Raw genomic sequence first — 25,641 nt, 5'->3', positions numbered from 1 at the left:
TCCGCGGCCGACGCCGCTCTGTCCTGTGAACGCTCGCCCGCGCGTCCGCGTTCCCCGCCGGGCCACTCCGCGCGATGAGAAGTGATGCACACCACACGACCATGCGCCCCGTGGGTGCGCGCAAGGGAGTACCCTCGGCGACTCCGCCCGCTAGTCAAATTTGAGGAATTCGACATCGCCGTGCACAGACACCCTGTGGCAACCCCTGCCGAGATCGCCGAACTGTCCCGCTGCTCCGCGGTCTTCGTCCCCGGGGACCCGGCCCGTACCGGCGGTGTCGCGTTCTGGCACACGGACGGGAGCACCCCTCCCGGCGCTCCGGACGCGCTGTCGGAGCTGACCGTACTCGGGGACGATCTGCTTCCTCGTACGGTTCCGGCACTGCGGCTTCCCGTACGGGACGCCCTGCCGGTCCTGACCCGGGCGCGCGTCGTCGCCCACGCCTCCCCCGCCACCGCGTTCTGGGGCGCCGCCGCGCTGCTCGGCCTCCAGTTCGTCGCACGCGGGCTGCTGCTGCCGGGGCTGAGCGGCGCCGAGCACGACGCCTGGCGGATCGGGCCGCTGAGCGGCGACGACCTGGAACGGCTCCGCGAGCTGGCGGCGTCGATGCCGCCGGCCGCCCACGCGACGCCCCTCCCCGGCGACGACGAGCCGCTGCTGCCCGAGCAGGAGCGGCTGTTGCGGGCGTTCCTCGACGCGGTGGCCGACGCGATGCCCCGTACGCCTGCTGCCGCGATCGTCGCCGGCGGGCCCGCGTTCGCCGGTCGGGAACCCCGGCGGCTGCCGGAGGCACGGGACTGGGCGGCGGATGTGGCGGCCGGTCACGACGCCGGTGTGCGGCTCTCGTTGCGCATCGAGGTGTCGGGGGTGGGGTCCCGGCGCGACGGTACGGAGGCGGAGGCGGGCGCGCATCCCGGGGACGGGCGGGGAGCGGTGGGGACCGGTGCGGAGGCGGACGCGCCTTCGTTCCGGGCCGTGCTCCAGATCCACAGCGTCAGCGATCCCTCCCTGGTGGCCGACGCGGCCGAGGTGTGGGCGGGGGCTTCGCGGACCGCCGCGGCCTTCGGGCCCGGGGCCCGGATGGACGCCCTCCTCACCCTGCGGCGGGCCGCACGCGCCTGGCCCCCACTGGCTCCGCTGCTCTCCGCCGCGGTGCCGGATGCGGTGGAACCGGCCGACGAGGAGATCGCCGAACTGCTCGGGTCCGCCTCCCGTGCCCTGGCCGCCGTCGGCGTACGGGTGCACTGGCCGAAGGAACTGGCCCGGAAACTCACCGCGCGTGCCGTGATCGGACCGGACGGCCGGTACGCGGAGGGCCACGACGGCGAGGGCGCCGGGGCGCGGGGACGTTCGGCCGCGGGCCTGCCGTCGTTCCTCTCCGCCGACGCGCTGCTCTCGTTCGACTGGCGGTTCGCCCTGGGCGACAGGTCGCTGACCCGCGAGGAGGTGGAGCGGCTCGCCGAGTCCAAGCGGCCCATCGTGCGGCTGCGCGACCAGTGGGTGCTCATCGACCCGGAGGAGGCGCGCCGGGCGCGGGAGAACCAGGACCGCAAGGTCACCCCGATCGACGCTCTCGGCGCTGTGCTGACCGGTTCCACGGAGGTGGACGGCCGGCGCGTCGAGGTGGAGGCGACCGGGCTGCTGCGGCGGCTGCGCGACCGGCTGGCCGACCCCGAGTCCACCGGTCAGCAGGAGATCGGGCAGCCCGAGGCGCTCACCGCGACCCTGCGCGACTACCAGTTGCGCGGGCTGAACTGGCTGAACACGATGACGTCGCTCGGACTCGGCGGCTGCCTCGCCGACGACATGGGACTCGGCAAGACGATCACCCTCATCGCACTGCACCTGCACCGGCAGACCGACCGCGAGGCGGCGGGACCGACGCTGGTGGTGTGCCCGACGTCCCTGATGGGCAACTGGCAGCGGGAGATCGAGAAGTTCGCGCCGGGCACCCCCGTCCGCCGCTTCCACGGCGGATCGCGTTCGCTGGAGGGCCTGGCGGACGGCGAGTTCGTCCTGACGACGTACGGCACGATGCGGCTCGACGCGCCCCGGCTCGCCGGCGCGGCCTGGGGCATGGTCGTCATCGACGAGGCACAGCACGTCAAGAACCCGCACGCGGCGACGGCCAAGCAGTTGCGCACGATCCCCTCACGGGCCCGTGTCGCCCTCACCGGCACCCCGGTCGAGAACAACCTCACCGAGCTGTGGGCGATCCTGGACTGGACGACGCCCGGTCTGCTCGGCCGCCTCGGCACGTTCCGTACGCGGTACGCCACGGCGGTCGAGGGCGGGGAGGATCCGGCCGCGGCCGAGCGGCTCGCCGCGCTGGTGCGGCCGTTCCTGCTGCGCCGGCGGAAGTCGGACCCGGGCATCGCGCCGGAGCTGCCTCCGAAGACCGAGACCGACCGGGCCGTGTCGCTGACGCCGGAGCAGACCGGACTGTACGAGGCGGTGGTCCGCGAGACGCTGGCGGAGATCTCCGCGGCGGACGGTTTCGAGCGCCGGGGGCTCGTGATGAAGCTGCTGACGGCTCTGAAGCAGATCTGCAACCACCCCGCGCAGTACCTCAAGGAGGAGAAGCCGCGGATCGCGGACCGGTCGGGCAAGGTCGAGCTGCTGGACGAGCTGCTCGACACGATCCTCGCCGAACGGGGTTCGGTGCTCGTGTTCACCCAGTACGTGCGGATGGCCCGGCTGTTGGAGGAGCACCTGGCGGCGCGCGGGGTGGAGACGCAGTTCCTGCACGGCGGTACGCCGGTGGCCCGGCGCGAGGAGATGGTGGCCCGCTTCCAGGCGGGCGAGGCTCCGGTGTTCCTGCTGTCCCTCAAGGCGGCGGGGACCGGGCTCAATCTCACCCGGGCCGGCCATGTCGTGCATTTCGACCGCTGGTGGAACCCGGCGGTCGAGGCGCAGGCGACGGACCGCGCCTACCGGATCGGGCAGACACAGCCGGTGCAGGTGCACCGGCTGATCGCCGAGGGCACGATCGAGGACCGGATCGCCGGGATGCTCGCCCGTAAGCAGGGGCTCGCGGACGCGGTGCTCGGCTCCGGCGAGGCGGCACTGACCGAACTGACCGATGCGGAACTGGCCGACCTGGTCGAGCTGCGAGGGGGCGCACGATGAGCGACGACTACGAGGACGACCGCCGGTACGGGGCGGAGTACGGCGACGGGGACGCGGAGGGCGCGGGAGACGGCCGTCGCGGACCTGAGCGTACGTTCGCGGCGTTCCCTCCGGCGCGGGGCCGGGGGTTCGCGACGTCCTGGTGGGGCCGGGCGTGGCTCCAGGCCCTGGAGGACACGGCGCTGGACGGCCAGCAGCTCAAGCAGGGACGCCAGTTGGCCCGGCAGGGCGGAGTCGGGGCGGTATCGGTGCGCCCGGGGCGGATCACCGCGATCGTCCGGGACCGCGACGGCACGGCCCACCGCAGCGACGTCCTGCTCCAGCGGCTGGACGCGGACGACTGGGACCGGTTCCTGGACATGGCCGTGGACCGGGCCGGGCACATCGCCGCGCTGCTGGACCGGGAGATGCCCCCGCATCTGGTGGAGGACGCGGCGGGCGCCGGGGTCGACCTGCTGCCCGGGATCGGGGATCTGGAGCCGGAGTGCACCTGCGGGGCCTGGGACCACTGCCCGCACTCCGGTGCGCTCTGCTACCAGGTGGCGCGCCTGCTGGACGCCGATCCGTTCGTCCTGCTCCTGATGCGGGGGCGTGACGAACGGCGGCTGCTGGACGAGCTCCAGGTCCGCAGCGCCGCCCGTGCGGCGGGGGCGGCCGACAGCGGAACACGGGCGTCCGCCGACGACGCGCGGCGGGAGATCCAGGGGGTGCCGGCCGGGGAGGCGTTCGCCGCGGCCGGGATCCTGCCGCCGCTTCCCGCTCCCCCGCCGGTCCCCGGCGAGGCGGGGCTCGGGCCGTCGCTGGACACGGAGACGCGGCCTCCGGCGGGGGTCGACCCGGCGGCGCTGGAGGTGCTGGCCGCCGACAGTGCGGTCCGCGCCCGCCGGTTGTTGATGGACGCCCTGGCCCCGGGCCACGAGGAGCAGCCCCTTCCGGTGGAGCTGACCCCGCCGCAGGACGCGGTGCGGCTGGCGGCGGACGTCCGGCCCGAGGCGCGGACCGGTGCGCTGCTGGCAGCCGCCTCCGGTCGGCCGGCGGCGGAGCTGGACGCGGCCGTGCGCGCCTGGCGGTACGGCGGGGTCGCGGCGCTCGCGGTGCTGGACGAGGAGTGGACACCTGACCCGGAACACCTGGAGCGGGCCCGCGTCCGGCTCGGCGAGGCGTGGGAGGCGGGCGAACGGCCGTCGTTGCGGGTGAGCGGGCGGGCCCGTTGGACGGTGGCGGGGGCCGACCTGCAGCTCCGGCTGGACCGGGACGGGCGGTGGTGGCCGTACCGCAGGGAGCGCGGCCGCTGGATTCCGGCCGGGCCGGCGGACGACAGCCCGGCGGGGGCGCTGGCGGGGGCCGAGAGCACGGCGGAGGCGCCGGTCTGACGCCCGGGCCGGGCCCGGCTCGCTCGGGGCCCGGCCCGGAGGGTTCGGCGGGTGGCGCCCCCGGCGTGCGGGGGGGGCCGGGCGCGCCCGGCGGCACGCTGCCCGGGGCAGGGGCCGTGCGCGTCGGGAACCGGAGCCCCGGTGCGCTCGTCATCTGTCTCGGCGGGGTGATCTTCCTACCGGGCCCCACCCCCGGTCCCGGCCCCGTCGCAGGCCCGCACCTCACCCTCCGCCCCCGGGAGCGCCGTTGCATCGCAGAAGGATCGTCCAAGGCGTCGCCGCGACAGTGACGGCGGCTCTCCTTCCGTCCTCCGCGCGGACCGTTGCGGCACCGGACAGCGCCACCGACTACGCGAGCGCCTTCTGGTCCCCGGCCGACCCCGCCAACTACACCGTGCCGTCCCACCCCTCCGAGCGCCGGGTCGACCGCGTGATCATCCACGTCGCCCAGCAGTTGTTCACACCGACCGCGGGCATCTTCCGCAACCCGGCCCAGAAGGTGTCCGCGCACTACGTGGTGCGCTCGGGCGACGGACTCGTCGCCCAGTGCGTACGGGAGAAGGACATAGCCTGGCACGCCGGCAACTGGGACTGGAACACCCGGAGCGTCGGCATCGAGCACGAGGGGTGGGTGGACCGTCCCGAGTTCTTCACCGACGTCATGTACCGGAGGTCCGCCGTGCTCACCGCCGACATCTGCGCGCGTCACGGCATCCCCCGGGACCGCGAGCACATCGTGGGCCACCACGAGGTGCCGGGCAGCGACCACACCGACCCCGGCGTCCTCTGGGACTGGGACCGCTATCTCCTGCTCGTGGCCGCCGCCGGCTGATCGCCGCGAGCCACCGGGCGGACCCGGCGCACCGGCGAGAGTGCCTCGCATCAGCTGCCGCGCGCTAGGTGACAGGGCGTTCCCGGCGTGCCCGCTCGAAGTCGGCGACGTCCGAGAACCAGGGTTCGTGCCGGTCGAGCGCCGCGCATCCGCCCCGGACGAACGCGCTCACCAGTTTCCGGTAGCCGCCGATCCCGTCGACCAGGCTGTATTCGACCCGGTATGCGGGATCCGCCCCGCCCCCTCCTTCGCGCGCCGTCGTGATCCGGGCGATGGAGTCCGCGTAGAAGTGGAGCTGGATTCCCTCGCCTCGCTGCTCGTCCTCGATGGTGAACACCTCGTCGGCCGCGGGCGAACGATCCTCGACGAAGGCCCAGAACTCCGCGGTGGCGGTGCCGCCGGCGGCGGCGACCCACTTCTTCTCGGCCCCTCTGTCGTCGGTGAACGTCAGGGCCGTCTTCCTCGCGCCCTCGGGCGAACCGCCGTCCGCGAGGTCGTCATCGTCCATGGGGACGTCCCTGGAGCGGTTCGCCGCCTCCGAGCACATCAGGAAGCTCACGGTGCGTACCGCGTCGTCGGCGAGCCCGGGGTGCGCCCGGCGCACAGCCGCTTCGACGGCCGCCTCCATCCGTTGCCAGTCACGCTTGTCCGTGGCGCGCCTGCCACGTCGCGGGTCGCGGCCGATCCGCAGTCCGGCACACGCCTGTTCGGCGGTGGCGACCACCCGCATGGCTTCGGGAAGCAGCGCGGGATCGACGTCGCCGGGGGTCCGCTTCGGAATCGTCGCCCCGTGCAGGTACTGGCCCGTGTACTTCAGCAGAGCGGCGTCGAGCGGGCCGAGCACCACCCCGCGTTCGGCACGGCGGCGGTCGGCGTGGTGCTCCTGGGCCCGTGCGGTGTCGGCCGTCTCCGTCGCCGTACGCATCGCCGCGCAGACCTCGCCGCGGTCGAGGAGGCCCGTGTCGGCTCCGTGGGCGACGAGCTGCCCCCTGTTCCACCTGATGGTCCGGAAGTACGCGTCGACGTCGGCCGGCGAGCCGAGAAGGACCGGGTCGAGGAGTGCGACGGCGGCGTTCTCGTCGAGTGGTCCCCGGGTCCCGGCGGCGTCGCACAGCGGAAGTACCGCGCTCCACAGCAGGAGGTGCCGGGCCAGGTCCTCCCGGATCACCTCCAGATGGGCTTCCCCGATGGGAAACGTGAACGTACGGGGCTCGTGGTTGGCGTCGGCTCCCGCTCCGAGCGACAGCCTGAACCCACCGCCCTCACGGATCACGCTCGGGATCCAGCCGCTCCGGCGTGTGAACACGATGTCGCTCATGTCGCCAGTCTCCCTCATCGGGCCAGGCCGCGGCCGACGGTCATGTCACGTCGGGGGACGCGAGGTTGCTCGCCTCCGTGCACGACGGCGGTGAAGGAACCGGCGGAACGTCGCCGTTGAGGTAGCGGCCCGGGGACGTGCCCACGGTGCGCCGGAACGCCGCGAGGAAGGCGCTCGCAGTCGCGTATCCCACGGCGTGCGCGACCCGGGAGACGGGCTGGCCCTCGGCGAGGAGGGGAAGGGAGGCACGCAGCCGCACATGGGTGCGCCAGCGGTCGAAGTTCATCCCGGTGTCGTGGACGAACAGCCGGGTCAACGTGCGGCGGCTGACCCCGACGCCCCGCGCGTGTGCTTCGAGGCTCCGGGAGTCGGCGGGGTCGGCGAGCAGCGCGTCGGCCACGGCGCGTACGCGGTCGTCGGCGGGGCTCGGCACATCGATGGGCGTGGCCGGCAAAGGGCGCAGCAGGTCCAGGACCACCGCCTCGGCGCGTAGTCGCGCGTCATCGGGGAGGTTCTCGTGGCCGAGGTAGGCGATCAGGTGCGCCAACAGCCCGTCGACCCCGACCGGCGTGGGTTCCGTCCAGCCCTGATCGCACCTGTCCGGTTCGAAGTAGAGGCTGCACAGCACCGCGTCGCGGGTCGCGCCGGTTCGGTGCACGACTCCCGCGGGCAGCCACAGCGCCCGTGTCCGTGGCAGGACCCAGGAGGACTCGTCGACGGCGACGCCGAGGACACCGCGCCGCGCCCAGGCCAACTGGTGCTGCGGGTGGCTGTGCGGGACGAACCACTGCCCGGACGCCAACGGAAAGGTGCCGACGACGATGGCGCCCACTCCGGCCGGGACGTCTCCCACGAAGGCATCGGTCATGGCTCCCAGCCTATGTCCCCCATGCGCTACGACGTGGCCCCGTAGCGCATCGCGGCCGGAACGGCGGGTGCATAGCGTCGTCCCATGCCGATCAACCACCGGCGCCACGGGCGCTGTCGCAGTGTGAACGGACCGCTCACGAGGAAGGGGCGCTCAGCATGACGTCGGTAGCGACCACGGCCGGGGCCGATGCCGTCGGCCGCCGCGGGGCGGCCCTGGTGGTGCTCTGTTTCGTGCAGTTCATGCTCGTCCTGGACGACAACGTGGTGAGTGTCGCGCTCCCCAGCATGCGCGACGACCTCGGCTTCGGCGCCGCGGGCCTGGCCTGGGTCGTCAACGCCTACTTCCTCGCCTTCGGCGGGCTGTTGCTGCTGTTCGGCCGCATGGCCGACCTGCTGGGCCGCAGGCGCGTCTTCCTGACCGGTGTGGCCCTGTTCGGCGCGGCGAGTCTGGTCTGCGGGCTCGCGCAGGAGCCCTGGCAGCTCGTGGCCGGGCGCTTCGTCCAGGGGGCGGGCTCGGCGATGGCGAGCCCGGCCGCGCTGGCGCTGATCGCGCTTCTCTTCCCGGGCTCAGCGGAGCGCGCCAGGGCGTTCGGGATCTGGGGCGGGATCGCGGCTCTGGGCGGCACGACGGGCCTGGTGATCTCAGGCGCCCTGACCGGCCTCGCGTCCTGGCGCTGGATCTTCCTGATCAACCTGCCTGTGGCCCTGGCGGCTGTGGTCCTGCTCCCGCGCCTGGTACCCGAGAGCCGGGCCGGGCGCGCGGTGCGCCTCGACGTACCAGGGGCGGTACTGGGCACCGGCGCCCTGGTGGCCCTGGTGTACGGGCTGCTCCGGGCCGGTGAGTCGAGCTGGGGGGACGCGACCGCTGCCGGGCCCCTGGTTCTCGCCGTGGTCCTGGCCATCGCCTTCGTCGCGGTCGAAGCGCGCGCCGCCGAGCCGCTGGTGCCGTTGTCGTTCCTCTCCTTCCGGTTCCGCGCCGTCGCCAACGGGGCGACCCTGCTGTTCTCCGCCGCCATGTACGCGATGGCCTTCCTGCTGATGGTGCACCTGCAGACCGTGCTGGGGTACCGCCCGCTCGCGGCCGGACTCGCCTACCTGCCGTACGGCGCCGGCATCCTGGCGGGCATGTGGCTCTCCTCCCGCGCGGTGGCCCGGCTCGGCATGCGGCCGGCGCTGGTCATGTCGTTCCTGATCACCGCGGCCGGGCTGCTGCTGCTGTCCGGCGTGGCCCCGGACGACGGCTACGCTTCCGGGGTCCTGCCCGGCATGCTCGTCACGAGCATCGGGTGCGGCCTGAGTCTGCCCGCCCTGACCGTCGCGGCGCTCACGGGCACCACCGAGGAGAACGCCGGGCTGGGCTCGGCGGTCCTGAGCTCGGTTCAGCAGATCGGCGGCGCCGTGGGGGTCGCCGTGCTCGTCGCCCTGGCCACGCGCCGCCGCGACGGGCTGACCGTGGAGGGCTCCCAGTACGCCGCGACGGAAGGCTTCTCCTTCGCGCTCGTCGTCGCCGCCGTCCTCGTCGCGCTCGGCGCCGCCGTCATAGCCGCCTTGCTCGGGAGGGCCCGCCCACCGGAAGGCACGCCGGACGTCTGAGAAGACCCGACCGGCGCGGGAACCCGACAAGGCCGTACGGTCGTACGCGGAGACGGGGGGCACGTGGTGCCGTCAGCGCACGGCCTGCCTCAACGCCCCGCGCCGAGCCTCCCTCAACGCCCCGCGCCGGCCCGCCCGGTGAGGATCGACGGAGTCTCCGGACGTCGGGGGCTACTCGGCGGTGGCCAGCAGGTCCAGTTCCTCTCCGATCGCCTCTCGCACGACGTCGTGCCGCGGTTTCAGCGCGAACCGCTCGTCGGTCCACCGCTCGCGCGGGTAGAGCCACACCGGCATGCACACGAGGTCGGCCGGCTCCCACGCGTACCTCGGCCACACGTGCGCGTGGAGAAAGCCGTCGGTATTGCCGAGGATCTCCAGGTTCACCCGCCGGAAGGCCGGGTCGAGGCGTCGGCACGCCCGCTCGACGGCCTCCCCCAGTCGATCCATGTCGGCCAGGTAGGCCGACCGTCTCCGCCTCGGCAGATCGGAGAGACGCCGCGCCCCCGGGTCGTCGGTGAGCAGGACCGAGTACCCGGGCAGGAACTGCACGTCCCCGATCACGGCGAAGCCTGCTTCCAGGCGCCGCAGGACAGCGGGGTTCTCCCCTCTCAACGCGCTTCCGATTCGGTCCGTCCGCCAGTCATCGCTCATGGCGGCGAACGCTACACACTCGCGTTCACCCCACCGTCGACCGGTTCCGCCATCGGGTCCGCCACGCGCGCCCGGCCCCGGTCGCAGGGGCCCGCCGGTGCGCCCGGCACTCCGCGCTTCGCGGCGGCACCCGGCGCCCGCTGCCCGCGGCCGCCGCTCCGGTCCGCGTCGTGGGTCTACGCGCGCCGATGCCGGGCACACGGGATGCACCGCTCGGAAGGAGCAACTCCCATGTTGGGTATAGCCGCTGCTGTCCTGTTCTTCATCGCGTTCCTCATCAACGCGGCCGACATCTCGACCAACGACGTCTTCGCGTCCGGCAATGTGATGCTGCTCGGACTGATGCTTCTCGCCCTGCACGTGGCGGGGGTGGGGGCAGGCACCCGGATCGGCGGGTCGCGCAGGCGCTGAGACACCCGCGGCGGCCCGGTCCCACCGTGTGGGGGCCGGGCCGCCGCGCGTTCCGCCGTGGAGTTCAGGCGAGGATCTCGGTGACGCCCTCGCGGTAGGAGGTGACGGCGAAGTCCGGAAAGCGCCTGGTGAACGCGGAGCTGTCGAAGACGTTGTCGCCCCGGTAGCGCGGCAGCAGTTCCTCGACCTCTCCGAGCGGTCCGACGAAGCGGCCTCCGACGGTGAAGACAGCCAGGGGCAGCACCGTGTACGGGATCCGGCGGCCGGTGACCTCCTCGGCCACCCCGATCAGTTCGGCGTAGGTCAGCCGGTGGGGGTCGACGGGCAGGTGCCAGGTCTGCCCGTAGGCGTCGGGGGTGTTACCGATCAGAGCCATCGCCCGGCTCGCGTCGGGCGTCCAGATGAGCGATCGGACGGTCTTCGCGCTGACGGGGACGAAGGGCCTCTTGCCCGCCTTGATCCGGTCGAAGACGAGCGAGTTCGTCAGGCTCTTGGTCTTGCCGGGACCGTAGAACTCCGGCGCGCGGCAGATCACGGCGTCCACCGTGCCGGCCGCCATCGCGGCCAGCAGCGTGTTCGCGATCTCCGCGCGCACCCGGCCCTTGCGGCCGTTCGGCTCGAAGCGTGTCGACTCGGTCTGCGGGGTGGTGGTGCCGGGGTACATGTACGTGTTGTCGAAGAAGACGAGCTTGGTGCCGTACGTCGCGCAGGCGTCGATGACATTGCGCATCATCACGGGGAACTGCCGCTCCCACAGTTCCGAGTCCATGGGCAGGCCCACGGTGAGGTAGGCGACCTCGCTGCCCTCGACGGCCCGTGCGGCGGCCTCGGGATCCGTTAGGTCGGCCTTGACGAGCTGATCGGTGTCGTGGACCTTCGCGGGGTTGCGGCTGACCAGGCGGATGTCCCGCGTGAAGGTGCGGTACAGCTCCTTGGCGAGCTCCTCGCCGATCGGCCCGTTGGCGCCCAGAACGGTGTGCATGGGGTGTATCACTCTCTCGTGTCTGCTTGACGCCCGTGGGGCGTGTACGGGTCCGCGGTCCCGCGAGAACGACGCGGGCCGGGCCGCGAAGGCGTCCGGCGGGCGGCCGCTTCCGTCGTCAGCGACTTTTGTCGCGACGCGGCGTGTCCGCTCCCGGTCGCGCTCCCGTGCCGCCTCGTCGAGCCCGCGAGCGGCGTCGGCCCGGAGGTCTCTCACGGCCGCCGCTTCCGTTCTCACTGCCCGACGGGGCCCGGGACACCCACCGTACACCAGAATGTTGGCAATGCTCACATGGAGAGGTCCCCCTCGTCGATCACCATGCACGCGACCCGGGTCCGGCCGTCCCGGCACGTCCATCGTTGCCCCGGCATACGGCGCACGCACGGCGACGCGACGGGCCGACGGCGGCGCGCGAGGGTGGCGGACACACCCACCCCCAACAGACCCCGCAGGCGGCGGGAAGCGAGGCGCCACCTCAATGTTGACAGTGCTCACGCGGGCCCCTACTGTGCGCGGAACGGTCGGCGCCCGGCCGCGCGGGCCGTACGGCCGCCCCGCCGGTGCGCCGCACCCCCCGTCCTTCCGCCCCGCCCTTCGCGCCACACCCGCCCCTGGAGACGAAGCCGCGCATGGACACGCCTCTCACCACCGTCTTTCTCCCGCTCGCCCTCGCCGTCATCATGTTCGGCCTCGGGCTGTCCCTGACCGTCGACGACTTCTGCCGGGTCCGGCGTCATCCCCGCGCCGTCGTCGTGGCCATGGTCTGCCAACTCCTGCTGCTGCCCGTCGTGTGCCTGGGGCTGGTCGTCGCCTTCGGCCTCTCCCCCGTACTCGCCGTCGGCATGATGCTGCTGGCCGCGTCGCCCGGCGGCACGACGGCGAACCTCTTCAGCCACCTGTTCGGCGGCGACGTGGCGCTGAACGTCACGCTCACCGCGGTCAACGCGGTGCTGGCCATCGTGACGCTGCCCGTCATCACCAACCTCGCCCTGCGGCACTTCGAGCCGGACATCGGCCAGGACGGTCTGGGGCTGCAGTTCGGGAAGGTGCTCCAGGTGTTCGCCCTGGTGCTCGTGCCCGTGGTGATCGGCATGGCGGTGCGCCGCCGTTCGGAGGTCTTCGCCCGGCGCATGGACCGTCCGGTGCGGCTGCTGTCGGTCGTCGTCCTCGTCGCCGTGATCCTCGGGGCGCTGGTGGCCGAGCGGGACTCCATCGTCGGCTATCTCGTGGACGTGGGACCGGCGGCACTGGCGTTCTGCGTGGCGAGCCTCGCCCTCGGGTACGCCGCGCCGCGTCTGCTGAAGCTCGGCGAGCAGCAGTCGATCGCCTGCTCGATGGAGATCGGCGTGCACAACAGCGCCGTCGCGATGACCCTCGCGATCAGCGTGCTCGGCAGCGTCGGGCTGGCGGTGCCCGCCGCCGTCTACGGGGTGCTCATGTACCCGGTGGCGGCGCTGGCGGGGGTGCTGATGGCCCGGGGAGCCCGCACCGCCGAAGAACCCGCCCCGGTCGTCTGACCGCTCGGCGGCTTCCGGGCGGGCGGCGCCCCACGGCCCGCCTCCCTCTCCACCGGCCCGGCAGCCGGTCGCCGGGCGGGTGGACCGTACCGGGGTGAGGCGGTCCTCGACCGGGACGGGACCGCGTGAGGCCCCGTGCTCCCGACGGGGTGGAGGCCGTCGCGAGCCGGGGCGCTGCAGCGGGGTGCGCCGGCCCGGCAGCGGCTTCGTGCGGCTGACCCGTCGGCGTACCGCCCCGTCCCCGGGCGGCGCGTCCCGGGTGCGGAGGCCGCCGGGCGCTTCCCGAAACGACGCCGGCGGCCGGTGACCGGGTTGCGGAGGACGGGGCGGCCTCGAACGATGGAGGAATGCGTGGCGCGCCTGCCCGGCGCGGGCGGACCGTCCGTCCGTACGGCAGGTGCACGCACCGGCGGCGACCGGCCGTCCGGCCGCGCGAACCGGGCACCCGTGTGCCCGCGACAGGGAGCGGACATGACTGACCTTCCCCCTCCGATCCCCCTATCTGGAACCCGCGGCGAAAGAGCTGTGCGAGGCGACGGATCCGCATCCCCGGATCTACGAGGTCCCGCCGGAGAAGGGCCGGGACATCCTGCTCGGCCTGCAGAGCGACGCGAGTGTCCCCCGCCCCGAGGTCGACGAGGAGTGGGTCGACGTGGACGCGGGCGCCTGGGGCACCGTCCCCACCCGCATCATCCGTCCGAAGGGCGCTGCGGGGCCGCTGCCGGTGGTGTTCTACATCCACGGCGCCGGCTGGGTCTTCGGCGACGACAAGACCCACGACCGCCTCTTCCGCGAACTCGCCGTCGGCGCGGACGCGGCCGGGGTCTTCCCGGTCTACGACCGGGCCCCCGAGGCGAAGTACCCCACCCAGGTCGAGCAGAACTACGCCGTGGGCCAGTGGGTCCTCGAACACGGCGCGGAACACGGCCTGGACACCTCGCGGATCGCCGTCACCGGCGAATCGGTCGGCGGCTGCATGTCGGCCGTCTTCGCCCTCATGAACAAGGAGCGCGCGGGGATCGACCTCAAGGCGCAGGTCCTGCTGTACCCGGTGGCCGACGCCGACTTCGACACCCCGTCCTACCTCCAGTTCGCCGAGGGCTACTACCTCACCCGCGACGGCATGAAGTGGTTCTGGGACGCCTACACCAGCGACCCCGCGCAGCGGACCGAGGTCTACGCCTCGCCGCTGCGGGCCACCCTCGACCAGTTGAAGGGGCTGCCCACCACCCTCGTCATCACCGACGAGGCGGACGTCCTGCGCGACGAGGGGGAGATGTACGCCAACAAGCTGCGGGAGGCCGGTGTGGACGTCACGTCGGTGCGGGTGGCCGGCATGGTCCACGACTTCCTCCTCCTGGACAGCCTGCGGGACACCCGTGCCGCCAACGTGGCGCGGACCCTCGCCGTGGACGCGCTCAGGTCCGGGCCCGCGTGTGCCGGGCGCCCGGCGGGCCCGGAGGGTGGTCGTTCAGCGGGCGCCGATGGCTTTCAGGAGCTTGATGGAGCCGGTGAGGAGCGTGGCCCAGGTCTCGGGGCTGATGCCCGGGGGCGGGGTGAAGCCCTGGAGGCGCTGGTGGGCGACGGTCTGGGGTTCGGTGTACTTGAGGATGCCGTCGGCGCCGTGGCGGCGGCCGAGGCCGGAGTCGCCCATGCCGCCCATGGGCGCGTCGACGCTGCCCCAGGCGGCGGCGAACGCCTCGTTGACGTTGACGGTCCCGGCGTGGACGCGGGCGGCGACGGCCCGGCCGCAGGCACCGCTGCGGGACCAGACGCTGGCGTTGAGCCCGTACGGGGTGGCGTCGGCCAGGGCGATGGCCTCCTCGTCGTCCCGGTAGGTGTGGACGGAGACGACGGGGCCGAAGGTCTCGTGGGAGTGGAGCGTCATGTCGGGCGTGACGTCGGTGAGGATCGTCGGCTCGTGGAAGAGCGGGCCGAGGTCGGGACGCGGACGGCCTCCGGCGAGAACCGTGGCGCCCTTGGCGACGGCGTCGTTCACGTGGTCGGTGACAGTGGCGAGCTGGGCGGGGGTGGTGAGGCTGCCGACGTCCATGCTGTAGTCGTACGCGCCCCCGATGGCGAGTTCCCGGGTGCGGGCGACGAACGCGGCGATGAAGTCGTCGCGCAGGGACTCGGGGACGTAGAGGCGTTCGACGGAGACGCAGAGCTGCCCGGCGGAGGGGAAGCAGGCGGCGACGGCTCCGGCGGCGGCCTCGTCGATGTCGGCGTCGTCGAGGACGATCATGGGGTTCTTGCCGCCGAGTTCGAGGGAGGCCCCGATCAGGCGGCGGCCGGCGTCGGCGGCGATGTGACGGCCGGTGGCCGTGGAGCCGGTGAACATCATGTAGTCGGCGTTGTCCATCAGCGCACCGCCGATCGAGCTGCCCCGCCCGATCACCATCTGCCACACGTCCTCGGGGAGTCCGGCCTCGCGCAGGAGATCCATGGACCACAGGGCGGTCAGCGCGGTCTGGGTGTCGGGCTTCTGCACGACGGCGTTGCCGGCCATGAGGGCGGCGACGGTGTCACTGGCGGCCATGCTGAGCGGGTAGTTCCACGGCGAGACGACCGTGACGACGCCCTTCGGGTGGCGCAGTTCGGTGGTGCGGGTGAGCAGCGGGATCGCGCCCCGGCGCCGCTTGGGCCGGAGGTACTTCTCGGCGGTGCGGGCGTAGTAGCGGGAGACGATCCCGATGTCGACGACTTCGAGGAAGGCGTCGCGGCGGGTCTTGCCGTTCTCGGCCTGCATCAGGTCCAGGACCTCGTTCCGGCGGGCCAGGACCAGGTCGTGGTAGCGGAGCAGGATCCGCTTGCGCTCCCGCACCGGCGTCGCCGCCCATCCCCGCTGCGCGACCCGGGCGCGGGCGAACGCCTCGTCCACGTCGTCGGGGGTGGAGACGGGGAGGTCGGCCAGCGGGAGGCCGGTATAGGGGGCGGTGGTGGTGGTCCGCTCGGCGCCGGGGGCGGCCGCGACCAGGGCGGCCAGCCGCCCGAGGAGCGCCGGGGTGATGGTGGCGGGCAGGTCCGGACCGCGGACGGCCTTGCTCTCGGCGTGGATGGTGGCCATGACGGGGCTCCTTCGCTGCTTACTTGACGCGGCTGTCGACCGAGGTGGGCACCGGCATGTGCAGCGCCGCCTGCCCCTCGGTCATCACGTCGAACTGGATCGTCCGCTTCGGCCTCAGCGACCGCAGGTCGTCGGACATGCGACCCTCGCCGAGCTGAAGTGCGATGCCGCGGGTGGCGCGGGTGGTACCGGCGTTGAGCACGTTCGTCTGGTTCAGCGTCGCGTGCCAGGCGCCGTCGATCGTGGTGTAGGAGGTGAGCGAGCCGACCCGTTCACCGCTGTGGTAGGCCCGCTGGGGCGGGGTGGGCGCCGACAGCGCCAGGTCCACGCCGCCGGCGTCGTCGGCCACCCGGGCGGTGGTGCGCCGGTCGTCGATGCCGACGTCCAGGCCGGTGACCCATTTCGGGAAGCCGTAGCCGTCGTGGCCGCGCACCTGCGCGATCTGCGAGCTGACCGGCAGCGACAGCACGTACGAGTGGAGGTGCTCGTTCTTGAGCCCGGTGACCAGGTCGAGGAAGCCGAGCTTCCCGTGCCGGGCCGGGCGTACGGCGATCCCGACGGCGGCCTCGGTGTAGAAGTCGATGTCGCAGACGTCGTACCGGAAGAACATCACCGACACCAGGCCCAGCCCCGGCGCCGCTTCCAGCGGCGCCAGCTCCCGCGGCAGCCGGGCGCGGATCGCGCGCGAGGGCGCCAGCATGGTCAGTCGTGCCGTCGAGATCGTGTAGTAGAAGTTCGGGGTCAGGGTCGGCCCGATCGGCGAGTCGACCCTCGTCTTCGGCTGCCGCCGGAAGAAGTCCACGCCGCTGACGCGCGGGTCACGGGCGATCTCGTCGAGATCGGGGGCCATCCGGAACCGGTCGTACAGACCGCCTTCGGGAACCAGGACCTCGCGGCCTCCCAGATCGACCTTGACGGCGTCGTTGCTGTTCCGCGGCGATGGCATGACGGATTCCCCACTTTCATGTAAGCGATGCACACATGACCATAGAGGGCGATGTGAGCACCCTCAACAACGGGCGGCGTCCCGTCGGCGGCGCGAGCGGGGCGGGGCCTCGACCGCCCCCGGGCAGGGGCCGCCGTCCGGATGTCACCGCCGTTCCGCCAGTGGCGGAACGACAGCCGGGCAGGGCCGGGCGCTCACTACAGTCCGACCCCATGAGGACGATGACGACGGTGACCACACGCACGGTCGAGTACCCGGCCGACGGTTTGACGATGGTCGGGCACCTCGCCCTCCCTGCCGGTACCGGCCCCCGGCCCGCGGTACTGGTGGGGCCGGAGGGCATGGGGCTCGGCGACGTGGAACGCCGCCGGGCCGAGGCGCTCGCCGAACTGGGGTACGTGGCGCTGGCCTTCGACCTCCACGGCGGTCGCTATCTGGGCGACCCCGAGGAGATGCTGGCCCGGTGCCTGCCGCTGCTCGACGACCCCGACCGCATGCGGGAGATCGGCGGTGCGGCGCTCGACGCGCTGTGCGCCGAACCGCGGACCGACCCCGACCGGATCGCCGCCATCGGTTACGGGACCGGGGGCGCGATCGGCCTGGAACTCGGGCGCGCCGGCGTCGGCCTGCGCGCGATCGGGACGGTCAACGCGACCACCACGGGCCGGCCGGGCGAGGCGGCCCGCATCCGCTGCCCGGTGTGGGCCGGGGTCGGGTCGGAGGACCCGATCATGCCGCCCGCGCGACGGGACGCGTTCACCGCCGAGATGCGGGCGGCGGGCGTCGACTGGCGGCTCACGGTCTACGGCGGCGCCCTGCACGCCTTCCACCACCCGCCGGTCGACCACCCCGTGGTCGCCGGCGTCGGGCACCACCCGCGGCACGCGCGGCGGGCCTGGCGCGATGTCGTGGACCTGCTCGCCGAGTGCCTGCCCGTGACCGAGAGCCCGGGGCGCGGCACGGACGAACACGCCGGCACAGGGCACTGATCGCCCCTCGCTCACGGGCCTGGCCCGCCCCGGCGGGAGACCGCCAGCCCCACGGCCCGGCCCGCCCACCGGTCGCCGTGGCCCGACGGGCCACGGCGTCACCTCGCGCCGGGACCATGGCGCGATGGTCTGAATGGTGGTTCACTTCTTGCATGGCCTACCGCAAGACCCCGGCCGAGGTGCGCCGGCTCGAAGCCGCCCGGGAACATCTCGTCGTCCGCGCCACCGAGGTCGTGGCGGAGGCGGGCTGGGCGCAGGCGTCCGTGTCGGCCGTCGCCGACGCGGCCGGGATCGCCGCCGGCTCGGTCTACCAGCACTTCCCCTCCAAGTCCGCGCTCGCCGTCGAGGTCTTCCGGCGCGCCGCCCGGCGCGAGGTGGAGGTGCTGGGTGAGGTGCTGGCGGGCGACGGCGACGCCGTCGAGCGGCTGCGCCGGGGCGTGGACGTGTTCGCCCGCCGCGCCCTGGAGAACCACGGTCTGGCCCACGCCCTGCTCGCCGCCCCCGTCGAGCCCGCGGTCGGCGCGGAACGCCTCGCCTTCCGGCGCCGCTACCGGACGCTCTTCGCCGAGGTGATCGAGGAGGGCGTCACCGCCGGCGTACTGCCCGCCCAGCACCCGGAGACCACCGCGGCCGCCCTCACCGGCGCCGTCGGCGAGGTCCTCGTGTACCCGCTCGGCACGTCGGCCGCGCACGACGTGGACCTGCTCGTGGCCCGCCTCACCGCCGTGGCGCTGCGCTGCGCGGGCGCCACCCCCTGAGACCCGTACCGCACGCGTGTCCGCAGCACGACGTCCCGCCGCCCCGGAGGAGATCCGATGACCGCACCCGAAACGCCGCGCAGCCGTCCGACCGCCGTGACCCACGAGGTGACGAACCAGCCGCCCCCGCTCACCGGCCACGACGTGGCCGACGACGCGGTCCTGCTCGAAGGGGTGCGGCGCGAGGGCGCCGGGTGGCACGTGGACGAGCTGCACCGCTTCGGCCGGTACGCGGGCGGCGAGGAGGCGCAGCGCTGGGCCGACCAGGCCAACCGCCACGAGCCCGAGCTGCGCACCCACGACCGCTTCGGCCACCGCGTCGACGAGGTCGAGTTCCACCCGGCCTACCACGCGTTGATGGACGCCTCGGTCGGGGCCGGGCTCGCGGGCGCGGCCTGGGCCGACGGGCGTCCGGGCGCCCATGTCGCCCGGGCCGGCGGCTTCATGCTGGCCACGGCCCTGGAACAGGGGCACCTGTGCCCGGTCTCCATGACGTACGCCGTCGTCCCGGCGCTGCGCCGGTCGCCCGACCTCGCCAAGACGTACGAGCCGTTGCTGACCGGCCGGGTGTACGAGCCGGGACTGCGGACGCCGACCGCCAAGCGGGGGCTGCTCGCCGGGATGGGCATGACGGAGAAGCAGGGCGGCACCGATGTACGCGCCAACACGACGACCGCGGTCGAACAGCCGGACGGAACATGGCGGCTGCGCGGCCACAAGTGGTTCACGAGCGCGCCGATGAACGATCTGTTCCTGGTGCTGGCCCAGTCGCCGGCCGGTCTGTCCTGCTTCCTCGTGCCGCGCGTGCTGCCGGACGGAAGCCGCAACACCTTCCGGATCCAGCGGCTCAAGGACAAGCTCGGCAACCGGTCCAACGCCTCCAGCGAGCCCGAGTTCGACGACACCGTGGCCTGGCTCGTCGGTGACGAGGGCAGAGGGGTGCGGACCATCATCGACATGGTGACGATGACCCGGCTCGACTGCGTGCTCGGTTCGGCGGGCGGCATCCGGGCCGCGCTCGCCCAGGCGGTGCACCACGCCCGTCACCGTTCCGTGTTCGGCGCCCTGCTCGTCGACCAGCCGCTGATGCGCAACGTCCTGGCGGATCTGTCGCTGGAGTCGGAGGCGGCCTCGACGCTGGCGCTGCGCCTGGCGGGGGCCGCCGACCGGGCGCACCGGGGCGACGCCGGGGAACGCGCGTTCCTGCGTCTGGCCACCGCGATCGGGAAGTACTGGGTGTGCAAGCGTCAGCCCGTGGCGGTGGCCGAGGCGTTGGAGTGCCTGGGCGGCAACGGGTACGACGAGGCGTCCGGCATGCCCCGGCTCTACCGCGAGGCTCCGCTCAACGGCATCTGGGAGGGCTCCGGCAACGTCAACGCCCTCGACATGCTGCGGGCGTTGACGCGTGAGCCCGAGTCGCTCGAAGCGCTGCGCTCCGAGATCGAGGCGGCCGCCGGAGCGGATGCCCGGCTCGACGCGGCCTGGCGGGAGCTGCGGGCGGAGCTGAGCCGCCCGGAGGACGCGCAGGTGCGGGCCCGCCGGGTCGTCGAGCGGGCCGCCCTCGTGCTCCAGGGCTCGCTCCTGGTGCGTCACGCGCCAAACGCGGTGGCCGACGCGTTCTGCGCGTCCCGTCTCGCCGGTGACCAGGGGCTCGCCTTCGGCACCCTGCCGCCGGGCACGGACTTCGCCGCTCTGTTGGAGCGAACGCCGGTCTGACCGGGGCGGTGCGGCCTCTCCTGTGCGGTCTCCGGCTCGCCGCACCGCTCAGCCGGTGTCCGCCCGCCGGTCCGGTGCGTCGCGCTGGTCGAGGTAGGCGTGCAGCGCGGCGGCACCGGCCAGCATCGCGCGCCCGCGAGCGGTCAGCCGGGCGTGCCAGTCGCCCAGGACGGCGGCCAGCGGCTCCGGACCGCCGGCCTCCCGCACGTGGGCGGTCAGCAGGGCGATCCGGTCCAGCCGGTAGCCGCCGCGCCGGAGCTGGTGGGCCAGGCGTGCGTCCCGTACGTCGGCCGCCGCGTACACCCGGTACCCGGTGCCCGGGTCGCGGCGTGGAGTCACGATCCCGGCCCGCTCCCACTTCCTGAGGGTGGCGGGTCTGATCCCGAGTTCGCGGGCCAGCGGCCCCACGAACATCCCCTCGCCGCCGGGGCCCGTTCCTTCGTCGGCCGGGGACGGAGTGGTGGACCCCAGGTCGCGCAGGGCGTCTTCGACGGCTCGCAGCGTCCGCCGGTCCTGGAGGAGTTGGGCGTGGCTCTCGTCGACGAGACGGAACGCCTCCTCCGGTTCGGCCCGGTTCACGGCCCGCATGATCGACGTCGCCGTCGCGTGCCCATGGCCCGGGAGCAGCGCGAGGAACGCGTCCAGGGCGTGCGCGTGCAGCGGTGTGTAGGTGCGGTAGCCGTGGGACGTGCGCCCGGCCTCCGGCAGGATCCCCGCCGCCTCGTAGTTCCTGACGGCCTGCGTCGACAGCTCGTGCCGACGGGCCAGATCGACGGGCCGGAGCCGTCCGGTCGTTTGAGGGTTCTTCCCCATGGCAGCGCGCCTTTCGCGGCAAAGTTTCCACCGAGGGTTCAACGATACGGTTGAAGCCATGCCCAACGACATCAAGGACATCGCTCGTACCGTCGAGGCGGCCTCCGTCAGGGAGCTGTTCGCCGCCCCGCCCCGGATCCTGGCCCTCGGCGAACCCACCCATGGGGTGGACGCTCCGCTGCGGCTGCGCAACGCCCTCTTCCGTGAACTGGTCGAGCGGGACGGCTACCGGACCGTCGCCGTGGAGAGCGACGCCGTGGCGGGACTGCTCGTGGACGACTACGTGACGACGGGCGCCGGCAGCCTCGACGAGGCGCTGGAGCGCGGGTTCAGCCACGGTCTCGGGGCCTCGGCGGCCAACCGTGAACTGGTGCGTTGGATGCGCGCGTTCAACGACGGCCGCCCCGCGTCCGACCGGGTCCGGTTCGCCGGTTTCGACGGTCCGCTGGAGATGGCGTACGCCGCGAGCCCCCGCAGGGCCCTCACCGCGCTCCACCGCTGCCTCGCCGACCATGTGGACGCGGGCCTCCTCCCCTGCGCCGACGAGACCCTGGACCGCCTGCTCGGCCCCGACGACCGGTGGACCGACCCCGCCGCGATGCTGGATCCGTCCGCGTCGTGCGGGCGGTCGGCCGAGGCACGGGAACTGCGGCTGCTCGCCGACGAGTCGGTGGCGCTGCTCGACGCCTGGACGCCGCACCTGCTCACCGTCGTCCCCCGGGAGACGTTCGACCGGGTGCGTCTGTACGCCCGATCCGCCGTCGGCCTGCTGCGGTACCACCACGGGATGGCCGACGCGTCGCCGAACCGGCTGGCGCGGTTGTCGGGGCTGCGCGACCTGATGATGGCGGAGAACCTCCTCGCCCTCGCCGAGCGCGGCCCGGTCCTGGCGCACGCCCACAACGCCCACCTCCAGCGGGACATCAGCTCGATGCGGATGGGCGGGGAGCGGCTGGAGTGGTGGAGCGCGGGCTCCCTGGTCGACGCCCGGCTGGGCGAGGCGTACGGGTTCCTGGCGACCGCCTTCGGCACGCTGCGGCACCAGGGGGTGGGCGCTCCCCCGCCGGACACCCTGGAGGGGGCCCTGTACGGGCACGGGGCGGAGAGCTGCCTGGTGGGCGGGGCCGGTCTGGCCGCCGCGCTCGGCTCTCCCGGCCCCGGGCCGCGCACCTCCCCGTACTTCGGCTACGCCCCGCTCGACCCGGCGCATCTGGCCCGGATCGACGGCGTCGTGTTCATGAGGGACCTACCGGAGAGCTGAGCGTGTTCCGCGGTCCGAGCGTGCTCCCCGGTCCGGGGGAGCCGCCCCCGGCCGGTTCCGTACCGCCCGGGCCGCGCGACCGGGCGGGTGATTCTCCGCCCGGTCAGGAATAGGCGGGGCGGGGCGTTGTTGATCACACCATGACTTCTGAGACTTCGGGAACGGGCGGGACCTTCGGACGCGTGGGGATCTGGAGCGGCGCGCTGCACGCGTCGCGCGTGGACGACGCGGGACGGAGGGCGATCACGGACGCGCTCGCCGAACTCGACGGCCTGGGATTCGGCACCGTCTGGATCGGGGGCAGTCCGACGCCCGCCGACGCCGCCGCCGTCGTGGCCGCCACCCGCTCGCTCACGGTCGCCACCGGCATCCTGAGCATCTGGAACCACTCGGCGGAGGAGGTGGCGGCGGTAGTCGCGGCGCTCGGTCCGCAGGAGCGCCGCCGCTTCGTCCTCGGTCTGGGGGTCAGCCACGGCCCGATGGTGCCGCAGTACGCGAAGCCGTACAGCGCGATGGTGGAGTACCTCGACGCGCTCGACGCGGCCGACCCGTCCACCGGCGCCCGCCACCGGGTCCTGGCGGCCCTCGGGCCGAAGATGCTCCGGCTCGCCGCCGGCCGGGCGCTGGGGGCGCACCCCTACCTCGTCACCGCCGAGCACACGGCCGAGGCCCGCGAGGCGCTCGGCCCCGACGCGGTGCTCGCGCCCGAGCTGACCGTGGTGCTGGACACCGATCCCGACCGGGCCCGCACCACCGCGCGGACGATGCTGGAGATGTACCTCGGACTGCCGAACTACACCGCCAACCTGCTGCGCCTGGGGTTCACCGAGGGCGACTTCGCAGGCGGCGGGAGCCTCCGGCTGCTCGACGCGCTCTTCGCCCTGGGCGACGCCGCGCAGGTGGTGCGCCGGACCCAGGAGTACCTGGACGCCGGGGCGGACCACGTCGCCCTGCAGGTCCTCACCGCCGAGGAGGGCGGCGGGGGCCTGCCGCGCGCGGAGTGGCGGGCGCTGGCCGAGGCGTTCGGCGACCGCCTCTGAACTCCCGGGCCCACGCGGTCCCGCTCCGTCCGCCCCGTCAACGCCTCGTGCCTCGCCTTCCCTTCGGGTGATGCGCGCGGTACCGGGAGGTTCGAGGGCGGGCCCTGGGCAGCCTCCGTACGACCGATCGTGGAGGGGACGCATGGGAGTGTCACGTGAGTACCGGCGCGCCATCAGTGAGGGTCCGACACCGTGCGACGCGGCGGGCGCTCCCGCCCTGCCGTATCCGAGCGGCTGGTCCGCGACGGCCTTCTCGCACGAGCTGCGGCCGGGCGCCGTGCTCACCAGGCCGCTCGCCGGACAGGACGTGGTGCTGTACCGCACCGAAGACGGGAGGCTCCGCGCCGTCCGGCCGTACTGCCCGCATCTGGGGGCGCATCTCGGTCTGGCGAAGGTCGAGGGGGAGGATCTCACCTGCCCCTTCCACTTCTTCTCGTTCGGACCCGACGGCGCCTGTGTGCGGACGGGATACGGCACGGAGCCTCCCCGGTCCCGGCTGACGCATCTGCCCGTCCACGAGGTCAACGGAGCCGTCTTCGTCTGGCAACACCACGAGGGCCGGGAGCCGGACTGGTTCGTCCCCCGGTGGCACGAGATCGGACACCGGCCCGCGCGCACGGCCGCGTGGGAGCTGGCGGGCAACGTCCAGGAGGTCATCGAGAACGCGGTGGACCTCGGGCACTTCGCCACCCTGCACGGCTGGGCGAAGGCCGAGATCGACGGGCCCGTGGCCTACGACGACGCGACGTTCCGGGTCGCCATGCGGGCCCACGAGACAGCGCCCCTGGTGGGTGACTTCACCGTCGACGTGAAGGTGACCGGATACGGACTGGGCTGCCTGCACGCCGATGTGCACACGCCGCGCTTCGGCCTTCGGATGTGCACGATGGTCATGCCGAGCGCGATCGGCCCGAACCGGATGCAGTTCCGTCAGCTCAACCGCCTCGCTTTCGACGAGCCGGGCGGGCTGCCGCCGGGGGTCGCCCGGATCGTCAGCCGTACCGCGGCCCGGCTCCTGGAGCGCCCCGTCTTCCGGTCCAGTTGCGAGTTCACCGCCGCCGACTTCCCGATCTGGCACCACAAGCAGTACCAGCAGCCGCCCCGGCTGGCCGCCGGGGACGGGCCGATCGGGCCGTTCCGGCGCTGGGCCGAGCGGTTCTATCCCGAGCCGCCCGGCAGGAACGTCGCGTCCCGCCGCCGTCGCGGCGAGGACGAGGGCAGCACCGTGCTCTCCTGAGCCGGCCCCGGCCTCCTCCCGGAGGCCGGGATCGCGCACTTCGGGCGCCGTTCGGGCAGCCCTCGCGCCTATTCGGGCGGTTCGAAGGACCGGATCGGGGGCCGTACCGGGCATGACCAGCAGCGCCGCCCCCGGGAAACGGGCAGGAACGGGCCGAGGGGACAGGGTGAGGTGGCTGGTCGTAGCCCCGGCACTGCTTGTACAAACGACACACGAGCCCGAACGGACATGCGGGCTCTGCCCGCAACGGGCCAGCAGCGACCGGGGAAGTGCGACGTGGACACCGAGGAACGCCGTCGGGGAATTCTTGACACCGCCCGGCGGGAGGGCTCCGTCGGTGTGAACGCCCTCGCCGAACTGTTCCAGGTGGCCAAGGAGACCGTCCGGCGCGATCTGCACGTCCTGGAGGAGCACGGGCTCGTCCGCCGCACCCACGGCGGCGCCTACCCGGTGGAGTCGGCCGGCTTCGAGACGACGCTCGCGGTCCGCACCACGCGCAACGTCCCCCAGAAGTCCCGGATCGCGGCCGCGGCCGCCGATCTGCTCGGCGACGCCGAGACGGTCTTCGTCGACGAGGGCTTCACCCCGCAGCTCGTCGCCGAAGCCCTTCCCCAGGACCGGCCGCTGACCGTGGTCACCGCGTCCCTGGCCGTCGCCACCTCCCTCGCCGGGGTCGAGAAGACCTCGGTGCTCCTGCTGGGCGGCCGGGTGCGCGGTTCGACGATGGCGACCGTCGATCACTGGGCCTCCCGGATGCTCGCGGACTTCGTCATCGACCTCGCGTTCCTCGGGGCCAACGGCATCTCCCGCGAGTACGGGCTCACCACCCCGGATCCCGCCGTCGCCGAGGTGAAGGCGCAGGCGCTGCGCAGTTCACGGCGGCGGATCTTCGCCGGGATCCACAGCAAGTTCGGGGCGGTGAGCTTCTGCCGCTTCGCCGGGGTGGCCGACTTCGAGGCGATCGTCACCGACGCCGGGCTCTCCTCGGCCGAGGCCCAGCGGTACTCCCTCCTCGGCCCCCAGGTCATCCGCGTCTGACCGCATCCCCCGGGCGCTCCCCCGCCCGTACGGCCGACGCGCCGCACCCTTCGCACACCCCTGCCCGCCGGGGCGTGGCCCGCCCATGCCCGCGACGGCC

General features: G+C 73.5%; 20 protein-coding genes and 1 pseudogene. 14 read left to right on the top strand and 7 right to left on the bottom strand.

Features of this window, described 5'->3' with window-relative positions; all coding sequences use genetic code 11:
• Positions 1 to 180: 180 nt before the first annotated feature.
• From IF19_RS0124825 to IF19_RS0124815, 3 genes are all read left to right on the top strand, one after another.
• Complete coding sequence (locus tag IF19_RS0124825; protein WP_030276964.1) at positions 181 to 3,129, top strand: DEAD/DEAH box helicase; 2,949 nt, start codon at positions 181 to 183, stop codon at positions 3,127 to 3,129.
• Entirely contained in the window at positions 3,126 to 4,502 is a 1,377-nt protein-coding gene (locus tag IF19_RS0124820) for an SWF or SNF family helicase (protein ID WP_030118570.1), read from the top strand. The genes IF19_RS0124825 and IF19_RS0124820 overlap by 4 nt, the downstream gene beginning before the upstream one ends.
• Positions 4,503 to 4,749: 247 nt before the next feature.
• Complete coding sequence (locus tag IF19_RS0124815) at positions 4,750 to 5,334, top strand: N-acetylmuramoyl-L-alanine amidase (protein WP_030118569.1); 585 nt, start codon at positions 4,750 to 4,752, stop codon at positions 5,332 to 5,334.
• 64 nt (positions 5,335 to 5,398) lie between these two features.
• Here IF19_RS0124815 and IF19_RS0124810 read toward each other — a convergent pair whose 3' ends face one another.
• A complete protein-coding gene (locus IF19_RS0124810; protein WP_030118568.1) occupies positions 5,399 to 6,652 on the bottom strand; it encodes a DUF6357 family protein in 1,254 nt (417 codons plus the stop codon).
• Positions 6,653 to 6,692: 40 nt separating this feature from the next.
• On the bottom strand, positions 6,693 to 7,520 hold the full coding sequence (locus IF19_RS0124805; protein ID WP_050492915.1) for an AraC family transcriptional regulator: 828 nt from the start codon (positions 7,518 to 7,520) through the stop codon (positions 6,693 to 6,695).
• A gap of 158 nt (positions 7,521 to 7,678) precedes the next feature.
• On the opposite strand from IF19_RS0124805, the gene IF19_RS0124800 reads away from it, so the two are divergent.
• Positions 7,679 to 9,115, top strand: coding sequence for an MFS transporter (locus IF19_RS0124800; protein WP_030118566.1), 1,437 nt, complete (start codon positions 7,679 to 7,681; stop codon positions 9,113 to 9,115).
• Between the two features lie 171 nt (positions 9,116 to 9,286).
• Here the strand turns inward: IF19_RS0124800 and IF19_RS0124795 are convergent, their stop codons facing one another.
• Positions 9,287 to 9,766, bottom strand: a complete 480-nt coding sequence (locus IF19_RS0124795; RefSeq protein ID WP_030118565.1) for an HIT family protein — start codon at positions 9,764 to 9,766, stop codon at positions 9,287 to 9,289.
• A gap of 231 nt (positions 9,767 to 9,997) precedes the next feature.
• Here IF19_RS0124795 and IF19_RS0124790 point away from each other — a divergent pair, with 231 nt between their 5' ends.
• Complete coding sequence (locus IF19_RS0124790; RefSeq protein ID WP_030118564.1) at positions 9,998 to 10,177, top strand: hypothetical protein; 180 nt, start codon at positions 9,998 to 10,000, stop codon at positions 10,175 to 10,177.
• Positions 10,178 to 10,241: 64 nt separating this feature from the next.
• Here IF19_RS0124790 and IF19_RS0124785 read toward each other — a convergent pair whose 3' ends face one another.
• Positions 10,242 to 11,159, bottom strand: coding sequence for an NAD-dependent epimerase/dehydratase family protein (locus IF19_RS0124785; RefSeq protein WP_030118563.1), 918 nt, complete (start codon positions 11,157 to 11,159; stop codon positions 10,242 to 10,244).
• A gap of 629 nt (positions 11,160 to 11,788) precedes the next feature.
• Here IF19_RS0124785 and IF19_RS0124780 point away from each other — a divergent pair.
• Positions 11,789 to 12,676, top strand: coding sequence for a bile acid:sodium symporter family protein (locus tag IF19_RS0124780; protein WP_030118562.1), 888 nt, complete (start codon positions 11,789 to 11,791; stop codon positions 12,674 to 12,676).
• A 471-nt stretch (positions 12,677 to 13,147) separates the two neighbouring features.
• Positions 13,148 to 14,099, top strand: a pseudogene (locus IF19_RS1000000136450) (alpha/beta hydrolase); the annotation flags it as partial.
• A 48-nt stretch (positions 14,100 to 14,147) separates the two neighbouring features.
• Here the strand turns inward: IF19_RS1000000136450 and IF19_RS0124765 are convergent.
• Together IF19_RS0124765 and IF19_RS0124760 are read right to left on the bottom strand one after the other, a co-directional pair.
• Positions 14,148 to 15,743: a succinic semialdehyde dehydrogenase gene (locus tag IF19_RS0124765; RefSeq protein ID WP_030118561.1), complete on the bottom strand. Its 1,596-nt coding sequence runs from the start codon at positions 15,741 to 15,743 to the stop codon at positions 14,148 to 14,150.
• 19 nt (positions 15,744 to 15,762) lie between these two features.
• Positions 15,763 to 16,689: an acetoacetate decarboxylase family protein gene (locus IF19_RS0124760; protein WP_030118560.1), complete on the bottom strand. Its 927-nt coding sequence runs from the start codon at positions 16,687 to 16,689 to the stop codon at positions 15,763 to 15,765.
• Positions 16,690 to 16,910: 221 nt separating this feature from the next.
• On the opposite strand from IF19_RS0124760, the gene IF19_RS0124755 reads away from it, so the two are divergent.
• The 3 genes from IF19_RS0124755 to IF19_RS0124745 all read left to right on the top strand — a co-directional run bounded on the left by IF19_RS0124755 (position 16,911) and on the right by IF19_RS0124745 (position 20,152).
• Entirely contained in the window at positions 16,911 to 17,678 is a 768-nt protein-coding gene (locus IF19_RS0124755) for a dienelactone hydrolase family protein (RefSeq protein ID WP_030118559.1), read from the top strand.
• A 152-nt stretch (positions 17,679 to 17,830) separates the two neighbouring features.
• Positions 17,831 to 18,436 (top strand): TetR/AcrR family transcriptional regulator, encoded by a 606-nt coding sequence (locus IF19_RS1000000137130; protein ID WP_030121396.1) that lies wholly within the window; start codon positions 17,831 to 17,833, stop codon positions 18,434 to 18,436.
• Between the two features lie 57 nt (positions 18,437 to 18,493).
• Complete coding sequence (locus tag IF19_RS0124745) at positions 18,494 to 20,152, top strand: acyl-CoA dehydrogenase family protein (protein WP_030118556.1); 1,659 nt, start codon at positions 18,494 to 18,496, stop codon at positions 20,150 to 20,152.
• A 48-nt stretch (positions 20,153 to 20,200) separates the two neighbouring features.
• Here IF19_RS0124745 and IF19_RS0124740 read toward each other — a convergent pair whose 3' ends face one another.
• Entirely contained in the window at positions 20,201 to 20,965 is a 765-nt protein-coding gene (locus IF19_RS0124740; protein ID WP_030118555.1) for a TioE family transcriptional regulator, read from the bottom strand.
• Positions 20,966 to 21,023: 58 nt separating this feature from the next.
• Here IF19_RS0124740 and IF19_RS0124735 point away from each other — a divergent pair, with 58 nt between their 5' ends.
• The 4 genes from IF19_RS0124735 to IF19_RS0124720 all read left to right on the top strand — a co-directional run bounded on the left by IF19_RS0124735 (position 21,024) and on the right by IF19_RS0124720 (position 25,541).
• On the top strand, positions 21,024 to 22,226 hold the full coding sequence (locus IF19_RS0124735) for an erythromycin esterase family protein (RefSeq protein ID WP_030118554.1): 1,203 nt from the start codon (positions 21,024 to 21,026) through the stop codon (positions 22,224 to 22,226).
• Between the two features lie 140 nt (positions 22,227 to 22,366).
• Positions 22,367 to 23,266, top strand: a complete 900-nt coding sequence (locus IF19_RS0124730; RefSeq protein WP_030276962.1) for a TIGR03620 family F420-dependent LLM class oxidoreductase — start codon at positions 22,367 to 22,369, stop codon at positions 23,264 to 23,266.
• A 142-nt stretch (positions 23,267 to 23,408) separates the two neighbouring features.
• Positions 23,409 to 24,503 carry a Rieske 2Fe-2S domain-containing protein gene (locus IF19_RS0124725; protein WP_030276959.1) on the top strand — a complete coding sequence of 365 codons (1,095 nt, stop codon included), beginning with the start codon at positions 23,409 to 23,411 and terminating at the stop codon, positions 24,501 to 24,503.
• A gap of 276 nt (positions 24,504 to 24,779) precedes the next feature.
• Positions 24,780 to 25,541 carry a DeoR/GlpR family DNA-binding transcription regulator gene (locus tag IF19_RS0124720; protein ID WP_030118551.1) on the top strand — a complete coding sequence of 254 codons (762 nt, stop codon included), beginning with the start codon at positions 24,780 to 24,782 and terminating at the stop codon, positions 25,539 to 25,541.
• Positions 25,542 to 25,641 lie beyond the last annotated feature (100 nt).

It is taken from the genome of Streptomyces californicus (assembly GCF_000717645.1).
Lineage (GTDB): Bacteria > Actinomycetota > Actinomycetes > Streptomycetales > Streptomycetaceae > Streptomyces > Streptomyces californicus.
The sequence above is the reverse complement of the archived record's forward strand: the minus strand, read 5'-3'. Positions and strand labels throughout refer to the sequence as shown.